The organism is Globicatella sp. HMSC072A10, assembly GCF_001811625.1.
GTDB classification, from domain to species: Bacteria; Bacillota; Bacilli; order Lactobacillales; family Aerococcaceae; genus Globicatella; species Globicatella sanguinis.
On sequence record NZ_KV805696.1, the window covers coordinates 1 to 19552 of the forward strand.

14 protein-coding genes and 1 riboswitch are annotated in these 19552 nt (G+C 36.4%); of the genes, 4 read left to right on the forward strand and 10 right to left on the reverse strand.

Features of this window, described 5'->3' with window-relative positions:
- Positions 1-35 precede the first annotated feature (35 nt).
- Together HMPREF2811_RS04235 and HMPREF2811_RS04240 are read right to left on the reverse strand one after the other, a co-directional pair.
- The gene (locus HMPREF2811_RS04235; RefSeq protein ID WP_066124558.1) at positions 36-962 is read right to left on the reverse strand and encodes a 2-keto-3-deoxygluconate permease; all 927 of its coding nucleotides are present in this window, start codon (positions 960-962) and stop codon (positions 36-38) included.
- A gap of 13 nt (positions 963-975) precedes the next feature.
- Entirely contained in the window at positions 976-2157 is a 1182-nt protein-coding gene (locus tag HMPREF2811_RS04240) for an amidohydrolase (protein WP_066124560.1), read from the reverse strand.
- A gap of 173 nt (positions 2158-2330) precedes the next feature.
- On the opposite strand from HMPREF2811_RS04240, the gene HMPREF2811_RS04245 reads away from it, so the two are divergent.
- On the forward strand, positions 2331-5201 hold the full coding sequence (locus tag HMPREF2811_RS04245) for a DEAD/DEAH box helicase (protein WP_066124562.1): 2871 nt from the start codon (positions 2331-2333) through the stop codon (positions 5199-5201).
- Positions 5202-5250: 49 nt separating this feature from the next.
- Here the strand turns inward: HMPREF2811_RS04245 and HMPREF2811_RS04250 are convergent, their stop codons facing one another.
- The 6 genes from HMPREF2811_RS04250 to HMPREF2811_RS04275 form a co-directional block, all read right to left on the reverse strand.
- Positions 5251-5658, reverse strand: a complete 408-nt coding sequence (locus HMPREF2811_RS04250) for a (deoxy)nucleoside triphosphate pyrophosphohydrolase (RefSeq protein WP_066124564.1) — start codon at positions 5656-5658, stop codon at positions 5251-5253.
- Between the two features lie 10 nt (positions 5659-5668).
- Positions 5669-5950, reverse strand: a complete 282-nt coding sequence (locus tag HMPREF2811_RS04255) for a hypothetical protein (RefSeq protein WP_066124566.1) — start codon at positions 5948-5950, stop codon at positions 5669-5671.
- 2 nt (positions 5951-5952) lie between these two features.
- Positions 5953-6717, reverse strand: a complete 765-nt coding sequence (locus HMPREF2811_RS04260) for an exodeoxyribonuclease III (protein WP_066124570.1) — start codon at positions 6715-6717, stop codon at positions 5953-5955.
- Between the two features lie 447 nt (positions 6718-7164).
- Positions 7165-11436, reverse strand: coding sequence for an ABC transporter permease (locus HMPREF2811_RS04265; protein WP_071408243.1), 4272 nt, complete (start codon positions 11434-11436; stop codon positions 7165-7167).
- Between the two features lie 9 nt (positions 11437-11445).
- Positions 11446-12147 (reverse strand): ABC transporter ATP-binding protein, encoded by a 702-nt coding sequence (locus HMPREF2811_RS04270; RefSeq protein WP_071408244.1) that lies wholly within the window; start codon positions 12145-12147, stop codon positions 11446-11448.
- 18 nt (positions 12148-12165) lie between these two features.
- Positions 12166-13359, reverse strand: coding sequence for a class I SAM-dependent rRNA methyltransferase (locus HMPREF2811_RS04275; RefSeq protein WP_071408245.1), 1194 nt, complete (start codon positions 13357-13359; stop codon positions 12166-12168).
- Between the two features lie 137 nt (positions 13360-13496).
- Here HMPREF2811_RS04275 and HMPREF2811_RS04280 point away from each other — a divergent pair, with 137 nt between their 5' ends.
- Positions 13497-14066 (forward strand): TetR/AcrR family transcriptional regulator, encoded by a 570-nt coding sequence (locus HMPREF2811_RS04280; RefSeq protein WP_066126660.1) that lies wholly within the window; start codon positions 13497-13499, stop codon positions 14064-14066.
- Positions 14067-14294: 228 nt separating this feature from the next.
- Here HMPREF2811_RS04280 and HMPREF2811_RS04285 read toward each other — a convergent pair whose 3' ends face one another.
- Positions 14295-16292: a LysM peptidoglycan-binding domain-containing protein gene (locus tag HMPREF2811_RS04285; RefSeq protein WP_071408246.1), complete on the reverse strand. Its 1998-nt coding sequence runs from the start codon at positions 16290-16292 to the stop codon at positions 14295-14297.
- A 128-nt stretch (positions 16293-16420) separates the two neighbouring features.
- On the opposite strand from HMPREF2811_RS04285, the gene HMPREF2811_RS04290 reads away from it, so the two are divergent.
- Positions 16421-16987 carry a tRNA 5-(aminomethyl)-2-thiouridylate-methyltransferase MnmM gene (locus HMPREF2811_RS04290; protein WP_071408247.1) on the forward strand — a complete coding sequence of 189 codons (567 nt, stop codon included), beginning with the start codon at positions 16421-16423 and terminating at the stop codon, positions 16985-16987.
- 56 nt (positions 16988-17043) lie between these two features.
- Here the strand turns inward: HMPREF2811_RS04290 and metK are convergent, their stop codons facing one another.
- Positions 17044-18228 carry a methionine adenosyltransferase gene (gene metK / locus HMPREF2811_RS04295; RefSeq protein WP_071408248.1) on the reverse strand — a complete coding sequence of 395 codons (1185 nt, stop codon included), beginning with the start codon at positions 18226-18228 and terminating at the stop codon, positions 17044-17046.
- Positions 18226-18318: riboswitch (SMK box riboswitch) on the reverse strand. Its footprint overlaps the gene before it by 3 nt.
- A 77-nt stretch (positions 18319-18395) precedes the next feature.
- On the opposite strand from metK, the gene HMPREF2811_RS04300 reads away from it, so the two are divergent.
- Positions 18396-19190, forward strand: a complete 795-nt coding sequence (locus HMPREF2811_RS04300; RefSeq protein WP_066126881.1) for a hypothetical protein — start codon at positions 18396-18398, stop codon at positions 19188-19190.
- Positions 19191-19552 lie beyond the last annotated feature (362 nt).

Below are 19552 nucleotides of genomic sequence, written 5' to 3' on the forward strand. Positions count from 1 at the left end.
CCGTGACCCACACCATTTGACAAAGAGCCATTAATTTAGGTTGTTCGCTTATCTAACCAATTAATTAACATCGGTGAAATAATAGCCGTCCCAATCACGCCTAATGTCACCACAGCTGCCGCTTCCCCACTATAAGGAATCAATTCAGGATTATTTTCAATCATCATCAAAGGCACACTCGCTGATAATCCCGCCATTGTTGAAATGGCGATACTCGAAATTCCTTTGCGCTTCAATACGGTTCTTTCAACTACCATCACTGGCAATACCGCTAACAGATAATATAAAACTACCATCAAGATACCTGGCAGTCCAGCTTTAGTGGCATCCAGCAAATTGATTTTAGCACCAACAGACCACCCTAATAAAATAATAATCAAGCCCATGCCACTCGTTAAGAAAGCCCCTAACTCTTTATCTAAATTACCAATGACGATGCCGATAATCAAAGGTATGACAATCGAAACCAACGACATATAATCTAATGGAGTTGGACTGATTAAACCATAAATAAACATCGGAACAATTGGCGTTGAGACAGCAGCTAAAAGTCCAAAGGCATTTTGATCGACTTCATCACCATAATCTTGAGACAAAGCTAAGAAAAGTGATGGATTCATCGACGTAATGGCCACAATAAAGGCAATCGCACTTAAACCTAGGACACCATCAAGACCAAATAATTTAACAAACAAAACACCGGCGATTGTATTAAACAGAAGCCTCGCACTTAAAATAATGCCGTATCGTTTAAACACTTGGACAATGGAGGATAAATTCAAACTACAGCCTGATAACATCACAATGCTACCTAAAATAAAGTTTAAACCTTGACCTGAGAATAACGCTTCAGTTGGTCCCCCGATTAAAAATAATTTAGGAAAGAAAGTCCCAATTATGGATGAAATCAGCATTGGAATCAACAAAGTGCCGCCAGGAAATTTCTTCATTAACTTTAACATATGGTACCTCTTACTATTCTAAACCAAAATAATTTAAAGCAGCGGCTCCCATTGCTTTGGCTGCAATTAACATCGAACCTTCTTCGATATCAAATTTAGGATGATGATGTGGGTAAGCCTCGCCTTTAGGACTCGCTCCAATATAAAAGAAACAACTTGGTCGCTCGATTGAATAATAAGCAAAGTCTTCTGATGGGTTTTGTTGACCACCATCTAAGATTTCATTGACCTCTTGAATCTCAGCATTTTGAATCGCTGCTACAACTTGTTGAGTCAACTGCGGATTATTCATCAAGACTGGATAATCATTTTGATAATCAAGCTCAATATCACAATGATACACTTTCGCTAGTCCATCACATAAGCGTTGGATTTCTTGTTCAATAAGTTGACGATTCTCATCAGACATACAGCGCACATCGCCTTCAAGCGTCACTGAATCTTTAATAATATTAAATTGACCTTTCCCATCAAAAGAACCAATTGATATGGATGCCGCATCGAAAGGATTAATACGACGAGAAACAATCGATTGTAATGTCACGACTAATTGACTAGCAATTAAAATCGCATCATTCGCTTCATGTGGTGAGGAACCATGGCCACCTGTTCCTTGAACTTTAATAATAAATTTAGCGCGTGCTTGTTGAGTTGGCCCTTCATGATAATAAATATTACCAAACTGCATTTTACTCATCACATGACAACCTAATACATTATCCACACCTTCTAAAATACCATCTTTAATCATTTGAATAGCGCCACCAGGCGGCATTTCTTCTGCGGGTTGATGAATAATAATAATTTTTCCAGTCAGTTCCGATTTCATTTCAATTAATGCATCTGCCAAACTTAACATATAAGCAGTATGGGCATCATGACCGCAAGCATGCATCACCCCAGGATTTTTGGAAGCAAATGGTAAACCAGTCGCTTCTTCAATCGGCAAAGCGTCAAAATCCGCTCTTAACGCTAATGTCTTGCCCGGTTTACCTGAGTCAATCGTTACCTTAATCCCATAACCACCAATACTACGCTCAACTTGACAATCTTTCCCTTCATAGAACTTCGCAATATACTCGCTAGTTTCTTTCTCTTCAAAAGATAATTCTGGATGTTCATGTAACCAACGACGGTCTTGAATCATCTGTGCTTCTTTTTCTTCTAATAATGTAAATAATTTATCTTTTAACATAATGCACCGCCTTCATATTATTTCTTTATTCTTATTTTATCACAATATTTTAAGCGATTGTTGTAAGACCCCTTGGCGGAAAACTGTTATTGATGCAACGTTTTATTTGCTGCAAGTAAGTGTAATAAATTGTATAATGAATTTATATCTATGTGAATTGGGATGGTGCTTGTATGACGAATGATCAAAATTTATTTACTCAAGAACTGAGTTCTTCAATCCATTATGGATTTATTGACGCAAATCAATTTACTTCTGGAATCTATTCACCAAAATTAATTCTCAACAAATCTGAGATTGGTCAATATGTCTTAACAGACATTCAAGAAGAATTAGACAAATGCTTATCTTTTGCTTTTTCAGTCGCTTTTATTTCCAAAGCTGGGATAGCAATGTTAAAATCACAACTCGCAGATTTAGCTGATAAAAATATTAAAGGGAAATTATTAATCTCTCCTTATTTAGGTTTTAATGACCCCAATGCGATGCGTGAATTACTTAAACTTAAAAATGTACAGGTGCGAATAACCAAAGAAAGCAAAAATATGCATGCAAAATGTTATATTTTTAATCATGGTTTAGAACAAGTGGCGATTGTCGGAAGTAGTAATCTTACGCATACAGCTATGAAAATCAATTATGAATGGAATATCAAATTAACTTCTTCTGAAAATGGCGACTTACTCTATCAAACACAACAGGAGTTCAACCAACTATGGGATGATTCTGTAGAATTAAATGAATCGGTAATTGAACAATATAGTCAATTTAGAAACCAAGTTTTCACAACTAAGCGACCCGATCTTATCGAAGAAGAATTAGCGCCGTTTAAAACAGATATCTCTCCTAATGACATGCAAAATGCTGCCCTTCAAGGTTTGCGAAAAGTACGAATGGGTGGTGCAAAACGCGCTTTAGTGATTAGCGCGACCGGAACCGGAAAAACATATTTATCCGCTTTTGATGTCAAGCAATTTCAACCAGACCGCTTTTTATTTGTCGTTCATCGCGAACAAATATTGCAAAAAGCTTTAAAAGATTATCAAAAAGTTTTAGCTTTTGAGGATAATGAAGCCACTATCTATCGCTCTGGTGATACATTAGGTTCTCATCGCTTTGTTTTTGCTACTATCCAAACGCTATCAAGAGATGAAAATCTTTATCGTTTTGCTAGCAATACCTTTGACTATATATTAATTGATGAAGTTCATAAAGCTGGTGCTCCAACCTATCAAAAAATAATAAATCACTTTGAACCTGATTTTTTACTGGGCATGACAGCCACACCTGAAAGAACGGATGAATTTAATATTTATGAATTATTTGATTATAATATTGCTTATGAAATAAGACTTCAAGAAGCTTTAGCTGAAAATATGTTGTGTCCTTTTATGTATTATGGTGTTAAAGATATTTATGTCGATGGTGAGTTAATCAATGATAAAACCAATACAAATATTCTTATTAGTGACCAACGTGTTGAACATATTTTGGACAAAATAAATTACTACTCTATTGCAGGTGTCGCGACAAAAGGGCTAATCTTCTGTTCAAATAAATTTGAAGCGCATGAACTTTCGAATAAATTAAACCTTAAGGGAAAGCGGACTATCGCCTTAACCGGTGAAAATACACAAGAAGAACGACAAGCAGCAGTAGAAAAATTAGAACAGGGCGTTTATGAATATATTTTAACAGTGGATATTTTTAATGAAGGGATCGATATTCCGAGCGTCAACCAGGTGGTAATGCTTCGCAACACTCAATCAAGTATTATCTTCGTGCAACAATTGGGACGAGGTTTAAGAAAATATCCTGAGAAAGAATTTGTCACGGTGATAGACTTTATTGGGAACTATTCAAATAACTTTCTAATCCCAATCGCTTTATTCGGTGATCAATCAATGAATAAAGACAATTACCAACGTAAACTGATTAATCGTAATCAAGTAAGTGGGATTACTACCATTAATTTTGAGGAAGTTGCGAAAGAACAAGTCTTTAATTCAATTCAAAAAACTAACTTATCCAAACTCGGTATACTAAGAGAAAAATATATGGAAATGAAACAAAAATTAGGACGCATTCCTAGACTAAATGATTTTATCTATTATGATTCTATTGACCCCATTGTCTTTTTTGAACGATTTAAGCATTTTGTAGAAGCAATTAATAAATTTGAAAAAAAGGATAGCATCTCATTAACAGCCGATGAAGATAAATTTTTATGTTTTTTAAGTTTGGAATTGGCTAATGGAAAACGAAAAGATGAGTTGTTATTAATTAAGAGTCTAATGGACCATCAGCAGATAACTTTCAAACAGTTTGCTGATTTATTAGCTGAACATGGCATAGAATGGAATTCAAAAAGACAAAAATCAATCGAACGTATTTTAACACTTCAGTTTTATAAATCGAATAAAAGTGCTAAATATAGCCATCCTATTATTGAAGTGCACCCAACCGGCTACCAATTGACCGAGAGAATAGCCCAAGTATTAACTAATACGAATGTGCTTCAACAAGTTCAAGATATTATTGATACAGGTTTAATGAGAAATGACCGATACTTACCTGGTGCATTAAAAATTGGCGAAAAATACTCTAGAGCTGATGTTTGCCGACTCCTTTATTGGGACTCCGATGATTCATCTACCATGTATGGCTATTTAGTAAAGCATCAAACTTGTCCGATTTTTGTCACCTATCATAAAGACGAAATCACTAACAAAACGACACTTTATCACGATGCTTTTATCAATGAACAAAAGTTTCACTGGTATACAAAACCCGATAGAACACTACGTTCACCCGAAGTCCAAAAAATAATTGAAAGTCAACAACGTCAAATCGCTTTGCACTTATTTGTAAAAAAAGAAGATGCTGAAGGCGCAGACTTCTATTATTTAGGACCGGTGCAATATGAAAAAGGGTCTGCTCAAGAAACTAAAATGCCGCTAACTAATAAACCAGTGGTCACCATGACTTTAAACTTAGAGCAAAAAGTGAGCTATGCGCTCTATCGATATCTCATTCATAAATAAAAATAACAGTAAGTGAAGCTGAATTATTTTCAGTCACTTACTGTTTTTTCTAATAATTGTTTTCTAATATTTTTGCGGTAGGAATATCAACGGGTGCCCACTCTATGGTCATGACTTCGTTCGGTGATAACCAACGATATTGGGCATGTTCTTTTAATACAAAATGCTCGGATTTCATCTTAGCTCGATAAGTACTCATTTTGACAATCCCAAAATCATATTCATATGCTGTTGTGGTAATATTTTCTTCCACTTCAATCTCGAGTGCTAATTCTTCTTGTATTTCACGAATTAACGCTTCTTTTTCAGATTCCCCTTTTTCTATTTTGCCTCCGGGGAACTCCCATAATCCAGCTAGAGTCATTTTTTCACTACGTTGCATTGCTAAAAGTTTCCCATCGTGAATAATGGCCGCTCCAACTACTTTTATGACACGTTTTTCTAAGTCAGTCTGCATTACACTTCCCTCAATCTCTTGGTGTTAATGAACAAGAGGTTCCATTTAAGTCAATTAACTCAAAAATAATGCGGTTATTGGGTAATAAAACTGCTGGCAGTCCAGATTGTCCCCATTGTTTAAAGGGTTCAAATTCCATACGACGGGCTTTAAAGGCTTCAAACTCTTGACGATTAGCTTCTGACTCACTGACATCTACTTTTTCATATTCAACACCTTGTGCTTCTAATTCATCAATGAATTTTTGTGAAACGGCATCTTTTGAATCATAATATAATTTATAAACTGACATAATTATTCTCCTATCTCTAATTCGATTGGGCAATGATCACTGCCCATTACTTCAGGTCTTATTTTGACATCATGGATACGATCAATAATGTTTGGTGAGACGACAAAATAATCAATTCTCCATCCAACATTACGTTGACGTGCTTTATTCATATAACTCCACCATGTATAAGCACCGGTCACTTCTGGGTTACGATAACGAAACACATCAACATATCCAGCTTCGATGACTTGTGAAAATTTAGTGCGTTCTTCAATCGTAAAACCAGCATTTTTAGTATTCGTTTTAGGATTTGCTAGGTCAATTTCTTGATGAGCAACATTTAAATCCCCACAAAATACAATCGGTTTAATCGCATTTAAAGTATTTAAATAAGCGAGGAAATCATCTTCCCAAAGTTGACGATAATCTAACCGAGTCAAGTCCCGTTTCGCATTCGGTGTATAAACCGTTACTAAATAATAATCGGCAAACTCTAAGGTTATCACACGCCCTTCTTGGTCATGATCTTCAATGCCAATACCATATGTCACCGATAATGGTTTTATCTTAGTAAAAATAGCGGTGCCTGAATATCCTTTGCGCACAGCTGAATTCCAATACTCATAATATCCTAACTCACTAAAGTCAAAATCCACTTGGTCTTCTTGGGCTTTGGTCTCTTGTAAGCAAATAATATCTGGGTTGGACTCCTCCAGATAACTTTGTAAGGCGCCTTTATTTAATACTGAACGAATGCCATTGACATTCCATGATGCTAATTTGATTGACATAACTTCACTCCTTACTCTTTAGTATAATTCGCTTTGGCTTTTTATGCCAATATTTTTGACTTTTTGTTTTAGTTACAGATATATTTTACATATCTACGCAAAATTTTAAGTTGCTTTTAACTACTCGTCCTATAATAAAGACAAGCTTGTGATAGGAGCAAACTTCTCTCTCTCCTAAATATTTTAAAAACTTTATTATCCTATCACAGACTTAATAAATAATATATTGCACAACAATTCATTTTTTAGACTCCCTAGTCAAGTAAAGAAGATTATTTTGTGCAGGATGAGAAATTTAATTGAAGAACAGTACTTTCACTTAACTTTCTATCCAATCCCTATCTATTAGAACCGGTGTTTCTCCGGTTCTTTTTTTATTAAAAAAGCAGTTAGGTCACTGAATCATCTTCAGCTTTCCTAACTGTTTTTTATTTTCTGCGACTATTCTACTGCTTTTAAGGCTTCTACCATATCGATTTTCTTCAATTTTTGATGCATTACGAGCATGACAATTGAAGAGAATAAGAAGGTCATTGCGGCCGAAATCAAGTGACTTGGCCAATTAATGATCGGATAGAAGAATAAATTAGGCATTTGAATTGTTTTTAAAATATATTGATTGAGGATAACACCAAGGCCCAATCCAATCACTGAACCAATCGCAGTTAAAATCAATACTTCATCATAAATATACATGCTGACTTCACGGTTATAAAACCCTAATACTTTAATTGTCGATAATTCTCGTAGTCGCTCTGAAACATTGATATTCGTTAAATTATACAAGACGACAAAGGCTAAGGCGGCCGCTGAAATAATCAATACTAAGGTAATGACATTTAAACTTCCCATTGTTTCTTGAACATTGTTTTCTATCGAATCTAAACTTAAGTAAGTTAACACGGCTTCTTTATCCGAAAAATCTTGTTCTAATTGATGACTATCTGCATTCGCACCATATTGCATCAATAAGGCATTAAAGGTTGGTTCTTCCTCAAAGATTGTTTGATAATTTTCCGGTGAAAGGTAAACATAGTGTTCGATATAATTTTCTACAATTTTGCTGACGGGAATATCTACTTCATTACCGTCATTATCGACTAAATGAAGCATATCACCGACACCGACATTGACATATTCGGATAATCTTTCAGAAATAACAGCACCCTGTTCTTGACTCAAATCAATCAATTGCTCTGGTGTTTGTCTTTCATGAATATCTAAGAACCCTTGATAATCATCTAAAGGCACGATAACCGAAACGCTTTGCACCGCTGCATTAGTGTCGGTTTGCCAATTAGCTGAATGAATTTCTAACGTTTTATCGAGTTCAGAATGGTGGGACACTTCATCAATGACTTGATCTTTTTTTGCTTGTTCAGCATCCTCATCTAAATATAATACCGCATCATAACGTTGTAATTGCTTAAATTGTGTTTCCACTAATCCATCAATCGTGTCGCTAATACCAAATCCGGTGACGATTAACATCGTACAGCCCGCAACGCCTACCAATGTCATGGCATTTCGTCCTTTATAACGTAAAAGATTCCGAATGGTCATTTTACGATTAAAGGAAAGTCGATTCCAGATGAATCCAATGCGTTCAATCATGGTTTTCTTACCTGCTTTAGGTGGTTCTGGTCGTAATAATCGAGCCGGCTGTTCTCTTAAATATTGTAATGGCGTCCAAATCGCTGGAATCAAGGCACAGGATAAGGCAATTAAGGCAACTAACCCATTCAATTCATGCGAACGCACGGTTACCGCACTATCGAAGTGGAATAAACTATTATAAGCATTCATAATCACCGGTGGGTAAATACGATACCCTAATTCAATCCCAATGACTGTCCCAATGACCGTGGCTAATAAGGCGTACATCACAAATTTACTTAGGATGACATGGTTAGGGTAACCCATTTGTTTCATCGTCCCCATGTAATTGCGTTGTTCACTAACCATTCGTTTAATCGTTGTAAAGGTCACTAACACCGCAATCGCAAAGAAGAAGAGTGGAAAGACGGTACTAATCTGCTTAATTTGATTCGCATTATCATACAAACTATCATAAGAGTCAAAGCTATCACGTTGATTTAAATAATAAGTCGGTTCTTTTAAGTCATCAACTTCTTTTTGGCCATCTGCCAAATCGGCTTCGGCTTTTTTCAATTCTTTTAAAGCATCTTTTTTCTCTGACTTAAATTTTGCGAGATTTTCTTCATACTCTTTTTGGCCATCTTCTAATTCTTTTTTAGCGTCTGCTAGTTCTTTTTGACTATCTTCAAGTTCAGTTAAGCCATCAGCTAATTCAGTCTCACCGTCTTCAATTTCCTGTAGGGCAGTAGCTAATTTTTCTCGTCCTGTGGCTAATTCATTGAAGGATGAAGCTAATTGTTCTTTACCCGCATTCAGTTGACTCCAACCATTGTCGATTTTTTCTCTGGCTGTTGCTAACTCTGATTTTGCATTGTCAAGTTCAGTCTGACCTGCTTGCTTTTCTTCATCAAATTGAGCTTTACCTTCTTGATAGGCTTTAAGACCTGTTGCGTACTCATTCCAACCTTGTTCATAGGCTTTTTGTCCTTCATTTAAAGTCGCTTCATTCGTTGCGATTTCTGTTTGAGCCGTAGCAAATGCTTGAAGACCAGCTTGTAAGCCTTCAATTTGGGTTTGTAATGAAGCTATGGCCCCGGCTAATTGTTCAACTTTTTTAGCTGTTTCCGGACTAATTAATTGGTTAAGTCCCGCCAATTGTTCTTCTAAAGTTGCTTTTTGACTTTCTAGCTCAGTTACTTGGTTAGTTAACGCCGTTTTTTGCTCTGAAATGGTGCTTAGTTGAGCTGACAGTTCATCGCGAGTAGTTATAAGCGGTGCTAATGTTGCTTGTTCAGCCGTCAGCGTATTATGAGTCTGCGTCACCAATGCTTCAGCTTCTTGTAATTGTGCTTCAACCGTCGCATACTCTGTTGATTCTGGATCTAAATTTTCTAATTGAGTCGCCTGTTCATCGCGCGCTTGCACTGCTTCGTTATAAGCTAGTTGTGCCTGATCAACGATTGCTTGTTGTTCGGTGACCGTTGCTTCCACTGTTGCTAACTCTTCGGTTAAACTACTTTCAGATTCGGCTAATGGTGTTAAATGCTCATTAAGTTCTGCTAATCCTGCTTCCACTTCAGCTATACCGGCATTGACTTGCTTAATTTGTTCGGGAGCAGCTTTAATTTGCGATTCTAGAGTGGTTTTTTGATTGGTCAACTGTGTCAATTGTTGTTGTAAATAAATAACAGTTAACTCCCCTTGAGACGTCGATTCAGCTAATATTTTTTGATTTGTTTGCTCATCAAATTGTCCTTGTTGGGCTTGTGTTTTTAAGTTGCTTAAATTCTCTGCTAAATTCGGAATCTTTTGCTGTAATTCGCTAGCCATTTGTTCTTGGCCTTTCGTTAATTCAGCTTTACCACTTTCTAACGCTGCTAGGCCTTCATCTAATTGTGCTTTTGAAGCATCCAGTTGCTCTTTGGCTTCATCTAATTTTGCTTTATTAAGTGACAATTCACTTTGAGCACTACTGATTTTTTCATTAAAGGTTTTTACTCCTGACTGATATTCTGCCAGACCTGATTGATACTCGACTTCACCATTATTTAGTGTTTCTTCTTGTGTTTCAATTTCTTCCAAACCTGATTGATAAGCTGCTTCACCACTTTCAAGCTCTGCTAAGCCATCATGGTATTCATTCCGTCCATCGGCTAATTTGGTAGAGGCGGATGCCCATTCGTCATAGCCTTTGGCCAGTTCTTCACTGCCCGATTCATATTTTGATTGACCTTCTGAAAGTTCATCTTTGGCTGATTCTAATTCTTTTTCCGCACTTGCTAATTCAGCATAGCCTTCATCAATTTCTTTTGCTCCATCTGATAAAGTTAAATTCAAGTCATCTTTTAATTGTTGTAGACGAATTTCTGGACGTTCGGCGAATGCTGCTTCTAAATCACTTTGGACATCATCCATCACTTGATTATATTGGTCAGAATAGGCGCGATAACGACCGGCTTCTGTTGACCAATAAAGGACTTCAGTATAAATATCGCCTGCAACCGCTTCTGGCATCACTAAAACATAGCCATTAATATTGCTGACACCACGACTAATTTTTGAAAAATACAGTGGTGTATCAACAAAACCAGTCACCTTAAATTGAGTGCGGGTTAAATAGGGTGCTTGTAACCCCTCCAAATGGGTGTCTTCATCTTCTTTAGGAGCGGCACTGACTTGTTCTAATTCAACGACATCCCCAATGTTTATGTCTGATTGACGATATTTAATATCCAAGGCTATCTCATCTGCTTTTTGCGGTAATGCGCCTTCCACTGCAAAGAAATAATCTTTATTACTATTAGGATACACTTTGACTCGTTCAGATAATGGGTTTAAGGTGGTCTCTAAAGCTTTTAAGGGGTCTACAGTGAGTCCTTTTTCTTCAATTAATTGAATATCATCCTCATTTAAACCTAAAGTTGATAAAATTTGGCCATCAGGCAAATGATATTGCTCATAAAATTGACGTGCCGTTTCTACCATGGCAGGACTCGTAGCCCGAATACCGACAAAAAAAGCGACTCCTAATAACATTATGAGTAGAATGGATAGAAATCTCGGCCAAGATTTTTTTATTTCTGTTAAGTTATCTTTCCATATAACTTTATTCATCATTCTCACCTACCATGTAATATCCGCTACTAATTTGGGTTGTTCATTGGCTCGTTCTGATTTTACTTTTCCGTTACGAATCTCAATGACGCGATCGGCCATTTGCGCAATTGCCGTGTTATGGGTAATGACAATCACGGTTGTATTGGAGTTACGTGATGTATCTTGCAATAACTGTAAAATTTGTTTTCCTGTCTCATAATCTAAGGCACCGGTCGGTTCATCACATAATAATAATTTGGGTTGCCCCGCAATCGCCCGAGCAATCGAAACTCTCTGTTGTTCCCCACCTGATAATTGCGCCGGAAAATTGTCTAAGCGATGCCCCAGTCCGCAATCTTCTAATACTTTTTGAGCATTCATACCTGATTTCGCAATTTGGATCATTAACTCGACATTTTCCTTAGCAGTTAAATTAGGAACTAAGTTGTAATTTTGAAAAACAAAACCAACAGAATTACGTCTATAAGTGGTTAATTTGCGTTCACTATATTGCGCAATATCCTCTCCATCAATCAAAACTTGACCACTGGTCGCTTGATCCATTCCACCTAAAATATTTAAGGTAGTCGATTTTCCGGCACCTGATGGTCCTAAAATGACAACAAATTCGCCACGTTCAATCGTAAAGTCAATGCCATCATTAGCTCGAGTCACCACTTCTCCAGTATGATATTCTTTGACCACATCTTTAAATTCAATATAACTCACTTTCTCACCTCATTTATGCTACTGTGCTCGATAATAAACCAAGACTTTTAAATATTGACTCGCTTCATCAGCAGACGTTGGATAGTCATCCGGTAAACCAAATGATTGAATTAAATAATATTCTCCTGCTGCTGCTTGAGCTACTTGGTTCATATCATCCATAAATAGTTCTTTAGGGTAACCACTATGATTGGTACTTAATACACAAAAACCACCGGGAGCTGTTAGTTCAAACAAATCTGCCGCTAATTGACGATAATCGGTTTCTGCTCTAAATAAGTAATCTTTCGTGCGAGCAAAACTAGGTGGATCACAAACAATCCAATCAAAAGTTCGTTGATGACGTTTTGCATATTGAATATAGTCAAAGACATCCATGACTCGAATCTCATGATTTTCCGTTGGCGCTTCGATCTGATTCAAGGCAAACTGTTCAGTCGTTTTTTCTAAACTACGATTCGCTACATCCACACTGATTGTATGCTTAGCTCCTCCCACAGCGGCCGCTACCGAAAAGCCACCGGTATAGCTAAATAGATTTAATAAACTCGCTCCGGCTACTTGACTTTGAATAAATTGACGTACTTCACGTTGGTCCAAAAATAAACCGGTCATCCATTCTGAACCTAAATAAATCGCATAACGAATATTGTTTTCTAAGATTTCAATCGGTTGTGGCGCTACCTCGCCATAAGTATGTTCAATCGGTTGTTCTGCTTCAATCAGTTTGAACCGTTTGGTTTCATAAACGCCTTTAATTTGCGGTAAAAAGTATAATAAGACTTTGATAAAGGTTGCTCGTTCGGCAAAGACTGCGCGATTATACCAGTTAATTTGAATAAAACCATCATACCAATCGATGGTGAGGCCACCTAAACCATCGCCTTCACCATTAAACAGACGAAAAGCTGTCGTTTCTTCACTATCAAAAAATTCTTGGCGTTTTTCAATCGCATCTTCAATGACATTTTCGATAAAATCTTGATTAAAATAAATACGTTCATGATCAGTAAAGACCCAAGCAATGCCTTTATTTTGATGACCAACAATAGCTTTCGCAATAAATTTTTTGTCATTATCTACTAGTTGTAAAATCGTGCCGTCACTTTGACCCGCTGCAGCTTCTTGATTGACGAAATCTTCAGCTTGTAATAAACATTCGCCTCGCTCAATCCTTTCAATCGCTTGTTGGGTTAATTTATGTAATCTCATATAGTTCTCCTCTATACATTTAATCATCTTGGTGTTACAATAGTAACACCAAGTCGATTTTTGTGCAATAAATTTTGATTGTGTTGTGACAGATTTTGAAAAAATGATACATCTTTACCTAAAGGGAGGTAAATTTTATGAAAAACAACAATCAAGAATTAAATCAATTAACAAAAGATTCTTTAAAAACAGCCTTAATGCAACTTTTAGCTGAAAATTCTGTCGAAGAAATTAAAGTCACTTCCTTAACTAAAAGAGCCGGTGTCTCGCGCATGGCTTATTATCGTAACTATCCATCCATCACTGCCTTGTACCATGAACTTTATGATGATTATTTCAGACAATTTTTCCAATCAAATCTAAAATACTTAATTGATAATCAACAACAAACATTTTGGGTGGCACTCTTTGAATTTATCTTTGAACATCAAGAGGCGGCTAAAGTATTATTATCAACTAAAGAAAATCCCCATTTTTTAGACTATTTAAATCAAGTTTTTTGTAATCCAATTGAACATATCACCGATCGCTATCTGATACGGGGCGTGGTCGGTAGTGTGTTTAATGTGTTAACAGAATGGGTTCAAAATGAGTTTGATTTAACACCGGCTGAAATTGCCCCTCTATGTGTTAATTTAACTGAAAATGTAAAAATCGAATCCCAACCTTTTACAACCATACAAAAATATGGAGAACAAGCGCCGTAATCGTTTAAAAAAGACTCTATGCTTTTTGGTAACAGAAAATTCTCTGTTGATTCTCATCGATATTCTTGGGGAGATAGGCAGAAATGGCTCGGTCATATGTATTGGTTCTCTTGGACTAATAGACAGAAATGGCTTGGTCATTCACCCCTATTTTATCAATACAAAAAAGACAATATCTTTAGCGTTAATGCTTAAAGGATATTGTCTTTTAAATTGCCTAAAATTTTATTAATAATTAATAACTTGTCCGACAGAAATAATCGTTGAGCCACCATTAGCTGCAATTAATGTATTCACATCGATACCTGATCGTCTTGCGATGCTATAAAGAGTATCACCGGCTACTACGGTATAACTACCAGTAGTTGACGTTACAGTTGTAGTTGGTGCTGGAGTTTCTGTTACGGTCGTCGTTGCGCTTGTTGTATCTGTTGTGCTTGTTGACGTCGTTGGTTCATTGCTAGTGTTATTATTAGCTACTGTTGAACCACTAACCACTAAACTTTGACCCGGATGTAATACCGTTCCTTCAGCTAGTCCATTGGCACTTAAAATTTGGCCAACAGTTGTTTGGTGACGGCTAGCGATTGACCATAAGGTATCTCCTGCTACAACGGTATAATTACCATTGGAAGTTGATACTGGTGTCGTCGTTGCTTCTTCTTTTTCTGTAACTGACGTCGAATCCGTTTGAGTAGTTGCTACACTTGGTATTGTAATGACTTTACCAGCTATTAAATTTTGTCCATTTTGAGCCATTAAACTTTCAACGGAAACATTGTATCGACGAGCTAATGACCAATAAGTATCGCCCGCTTTTACAGTATAGTTACCTTTAGTATTGGTTGGCGTTGAGTTAGTAGACTCTTCTTTAGGACTGTTATTTTCAGTTGATGCTTGAGTCGTTTGACCCGGAACAACTAATTTTTGTCCGACATATAAACTAGAAGAACTAGTATTATTTAAACGTTGTAATTCACCCGCACTAACACCCAATCGACGTGCTAATGACCAATAGGTGTCCCCCGCTTTAACGGTATATTGACCTTGTTGAGTAGGGGTTGTTGGCGTTTCTGGTTTAGACGTTTCTGGTTTTTCAGCAGGTTTTTCAGCTGACTTTTGTCCAGGAACAACTAATGATTGACCTACAGATAAATGGGCTGAGGTAGTGTTGTTTAATTTTTGTAATTCTGCTACACTCACACCAAACTTTTTAGCTAACTGCCAATATGAATCACCAGCCACTACTTTATAGCTACCATTAGCTGTTGATTCTGGACTAGATGGTGTTGGCGTTTCAACGGTGGTTTCTTTTTCCGTTTCATTTTTTTCTGTATTCGCTACTCCAGGAATACGAATCGCTTGACCTACAAATAAATTGCCATTCGTCGCATTATTCGCATTTTGTAATGATTTAACATCCACACCGAATTTACGCGCTAATGACCAGTAAGTGTCTCCAGCTTCAACCACATAATTGGTGGTCGTACCATTGTTAGTCGTGTTTTCTTCAGTACCACCTTGGTTGTTATTATTATTTTGATTATTATTTGACTGATTAGCTACTGTATCATAGGCAGTTAAATTGTTTTGTTGAATAATCGCGTTTAACTTCGATGCGTAAGAAGTATCCGTCGCATAACGACCGGTTAAATGGCGAGTGGCATCTTGATAGCTATTCGTTTGGCTAACACGTGCCCCTAAATAATAATTATAGCGCCAACTATTGGCACCATTATCCCCTGTTAAAATATTAGCATAATCTTGTAATGAGCCGGCATAATCATCATAACGTTTGAATGCTTCATTGGCTACATAATAATTGCCAGTACCATCATCTTCTAAAGTGTCCATATTAACGGTATTATCAGATGAGCTTCCTTTAATCCCAAATAAATTATGATATGGCGCTCTTGCTAAGGTAGAATTTCCCCATCCAGATTCTAATACGGCTTGAGCGATCATAACAGATGCATATAAATCATTAGAAGCGGCAATTTTCTTAGCACTATCTGTGACAAGGTTTAAAAATTCACTCTTACTTAATCGTGTATTAGATGTCGTTTGAGCCATAACATTAGATGGCTTCGTTGTGGATTCAATAAATGCTGCCGTTGAAAACATAATTAATCCAGTATTAAAAGCTTTACGAATTTTTTTCATTCGTTCAACTTGTTTATTTCTCTGTTGTTTCTTTACTGTAACGCGTCTAGATTGAACTGGCACTCGATTCGCCTCCTAAATTATATTCATGTTTTATTCTAACTCAAATTAAGTTATAATTATAGGGATTCCGATGATTTATCGTTAAAGCTTAATGATTGTAATATAATTGAAACACGAGGAGAGTTGTTATGAAAAATGCTTTACACTTTAGCCATCAATTGTTAGCAGATTTAATTCAACGTTTCCCTAATGGAACTTATATTGATGCTACCTTAGGTAATGGCAATGATACTCATTTTATAATCAATCAACCTCATTTTAAAGGACATGTTTATGGCTTTGATATTCAAAAACAAGCCATTCTCAATTCTACTGCAAAACTTGAGGCGCATCCAAAATACCAACTAGTCAGTTTAATAGAGCAGAGCCATGATCAAATAAACAAGATCATAAGCGAACCAACCATTGCTGGAGCTATCTTTAATTTAGGGTATTTACCTGGTGGTGACCATGATATTACCACTCATTTTCCTAGTACGCTATCGGCTATTGAACAAATTGCCGAAAAATTAGTTAAAAGAGGTCAGATTTTATTAGTGATTTATTCTGGGCATCCAGCAGGTATGATTGAAAAGCAAAAATTATTCGACACCTTATCGACATGGTCTCAAAAAGAATACCAAGTCCTACAATATGAATTTATTAATCAACAAAATCAGCCACCCATGTTATTAATAATCGAAAAAGTTAAATGAAAAATAAACGTAGACTATGATAAAGTACCATCCCCTTATCTAGTCTACGTTTTATGTTATGCGTTAATAGCTGCTTTTAAAGCCTCTACTTTATCTGTTTGTTCCCAAGGTAATTCAATATCACGACGACCAAAATGTCCATAAGCTGCGGTTTGATCATAAATTGGTCGTAATAAGTCTAACATTTCGATGATGCCTTTCGGCGTTAAGCGGAACGTTGAGCGAACAGCAGCAATTAATTTACTTTCTGATATCTCACTGGTATTAAAGGTATCAATTGAAATCGAAACAGGTTCGGCCACCCCAATCGCATAGGCCAGTTGGACTTCACAACGCTTAGCTAAACCAGCTGCTACAATATTTTTCGCAATATAGCGAGCGGCATAACTGGCTGAGCGGTCGACTTTCGTTGCGTCTTTCCCTGAGAAAGCTCCCCCACCATGTCGTGCATAACCACCATATGTATCGACAATAATTTTACGTCCTGTTAGGCCAGAGTCACCTACTGGGCCACCAATAATAAATTTACCGGTTGGATTGATAAAATATTTCGTTTCATCATCTAATAATTCAGACGGAATAATCGGTTTGACGACATGGGCAATCACATCATCATGAATTTGTTGTAAAGTCACGTCTTCTGTATGTTGCGTTGATATGACAATAGTATCGACTCTTTGCGCTACTCCCGTTTCATCATACTCAATGGTGACTTGTGTTTTGCCATCTGGTCCTAAATAATTTAACTCGCCTGATTTACGAACTTCAGCTAATTTTAATGCTAATTGGTGACTAAGTGAAATCGGAAGTGGCATTAATTCTGGTGTTTCATCCGTAGCATAACCAAACATCAATCCTTGGTCACCCGCTCCGATTTCGATTTCTGAATCTTGATCACGGGTTTCAATCGCATTGTTGACTCCTTGAGCAATATCGGGTGATTGCTCGTCTAGTGAGACCAATACCGCTACAGTCTTCGCATCGAACCCATATTGTTGTTTATTATATCCTATCTCATCAATTTTTTGACGAACGATTTGTTGGATATCAACATACGCAGAAGTAGTAATTTCTCCAAACACTAATACTAAACCGGTATTAACCGCAGTCTCGCACGCAACCCGAGCATTTGGATCTTGCTCTAAAATGGCATCCAAAATCGCATCACTAATTTGATCGGCAATTTTATCTGGATGTCCCTCGGTTACTGATTCTGACGTAAATAATCTTTTTTCTGTCATTTTTCTTTCCCCCATTATTTCATTTTGGTTACAAGGCATTTTCACTTTGAAGAAAGTGAACCCTATCGGGAATTTTGAGTTGTAACATTATCGATTATAACTTAAAATAGAGATAATGAATAGCTTTTTATAAAATTATGTCGATATTCAGAAGGGATTTGTTACTTATGACTACTTTTATCAAGTTGTTACAAAACCCCCTTGTCAAGATTTTTTTAGCACCATTTACTTTGATTGGTGTTGGAACAATCGTGGGGTTGAGTTCAGCTGCATCACCAAACTGGATAAATGCTCTTTTACTATTTGTGATAGTTGTCAGTTCACAATTAATTGATCATTATTTTCACCAGCGAAATGTACAACGGAATCACAAAAGTACACCTGAATTTATCTTATATGTTTGTGAAGGTATTTTAATCATCACATCGGTTATTTTTATTTTAAGAAATAACTGGATTATTAATTTACTGTTACTTTTATATATTGCCTATATTCATTTTCAATATATACCTTTTCCAATTGTGAATACATTTTATCAATATATTTTGACCATCTTTTTTAATGCTTTTATTTTAAATACGGTAGCATACTATAGTCAAACGACGAGTATCACTACCAATTTTTTACTGTTATTGATTCCTCTTGCGTTAATTACAGCAGGCATCACGATTGAAATCAATCACTTACGCTATTTATTAATTACTAGAAAGAAACAATCGACACTGTATCATTGGACCGGCATTGGATTAGCGATTGTAGCCATATTTGCTGGCGTTTATTTCACTTTACCAAGCCAATCTTACTTTTTAGCACAAATTGCTTATGTTTTCATTACATTATTCAGTATTATTCCTGCTATTGTGCAAGTAGATAATGAAAAACAACGTCAAAATAAAATTAATTATTTGAGTACCGCTTTATTAATTTTTAGTATTTTTTATAGTTTAGCGATTGTTTTCTAAATCGGTTTTAGAAGTGGACCAACAGTAGAAATTCAAATGATTTTGTTTGGTCTGTTTACCTCTACAAAGTTGAGAATGGGCCAGAAGTAGAAAAACGAATGATAATTGACGATATACTTCAAGTTAAGGCTTAACCTCTAACTACAATCATGATTTGGTTTAAACGAAACTCTTTAAAAATATTCACAACAGGCAATCGTAATTTTCGGTTGCCTGTTTATTTGTTTTTAGAAAACTAAATTGGGAGTAGACCAGAAGTAGAAAATTGAATGATTTTCGCTTCGTCTGTCCATCCCCACACAGTTGGGAGAGGACCAGAAGTAGAAAATAGAATGATTTTCGCTTCGTCTGTCCACCCCCGC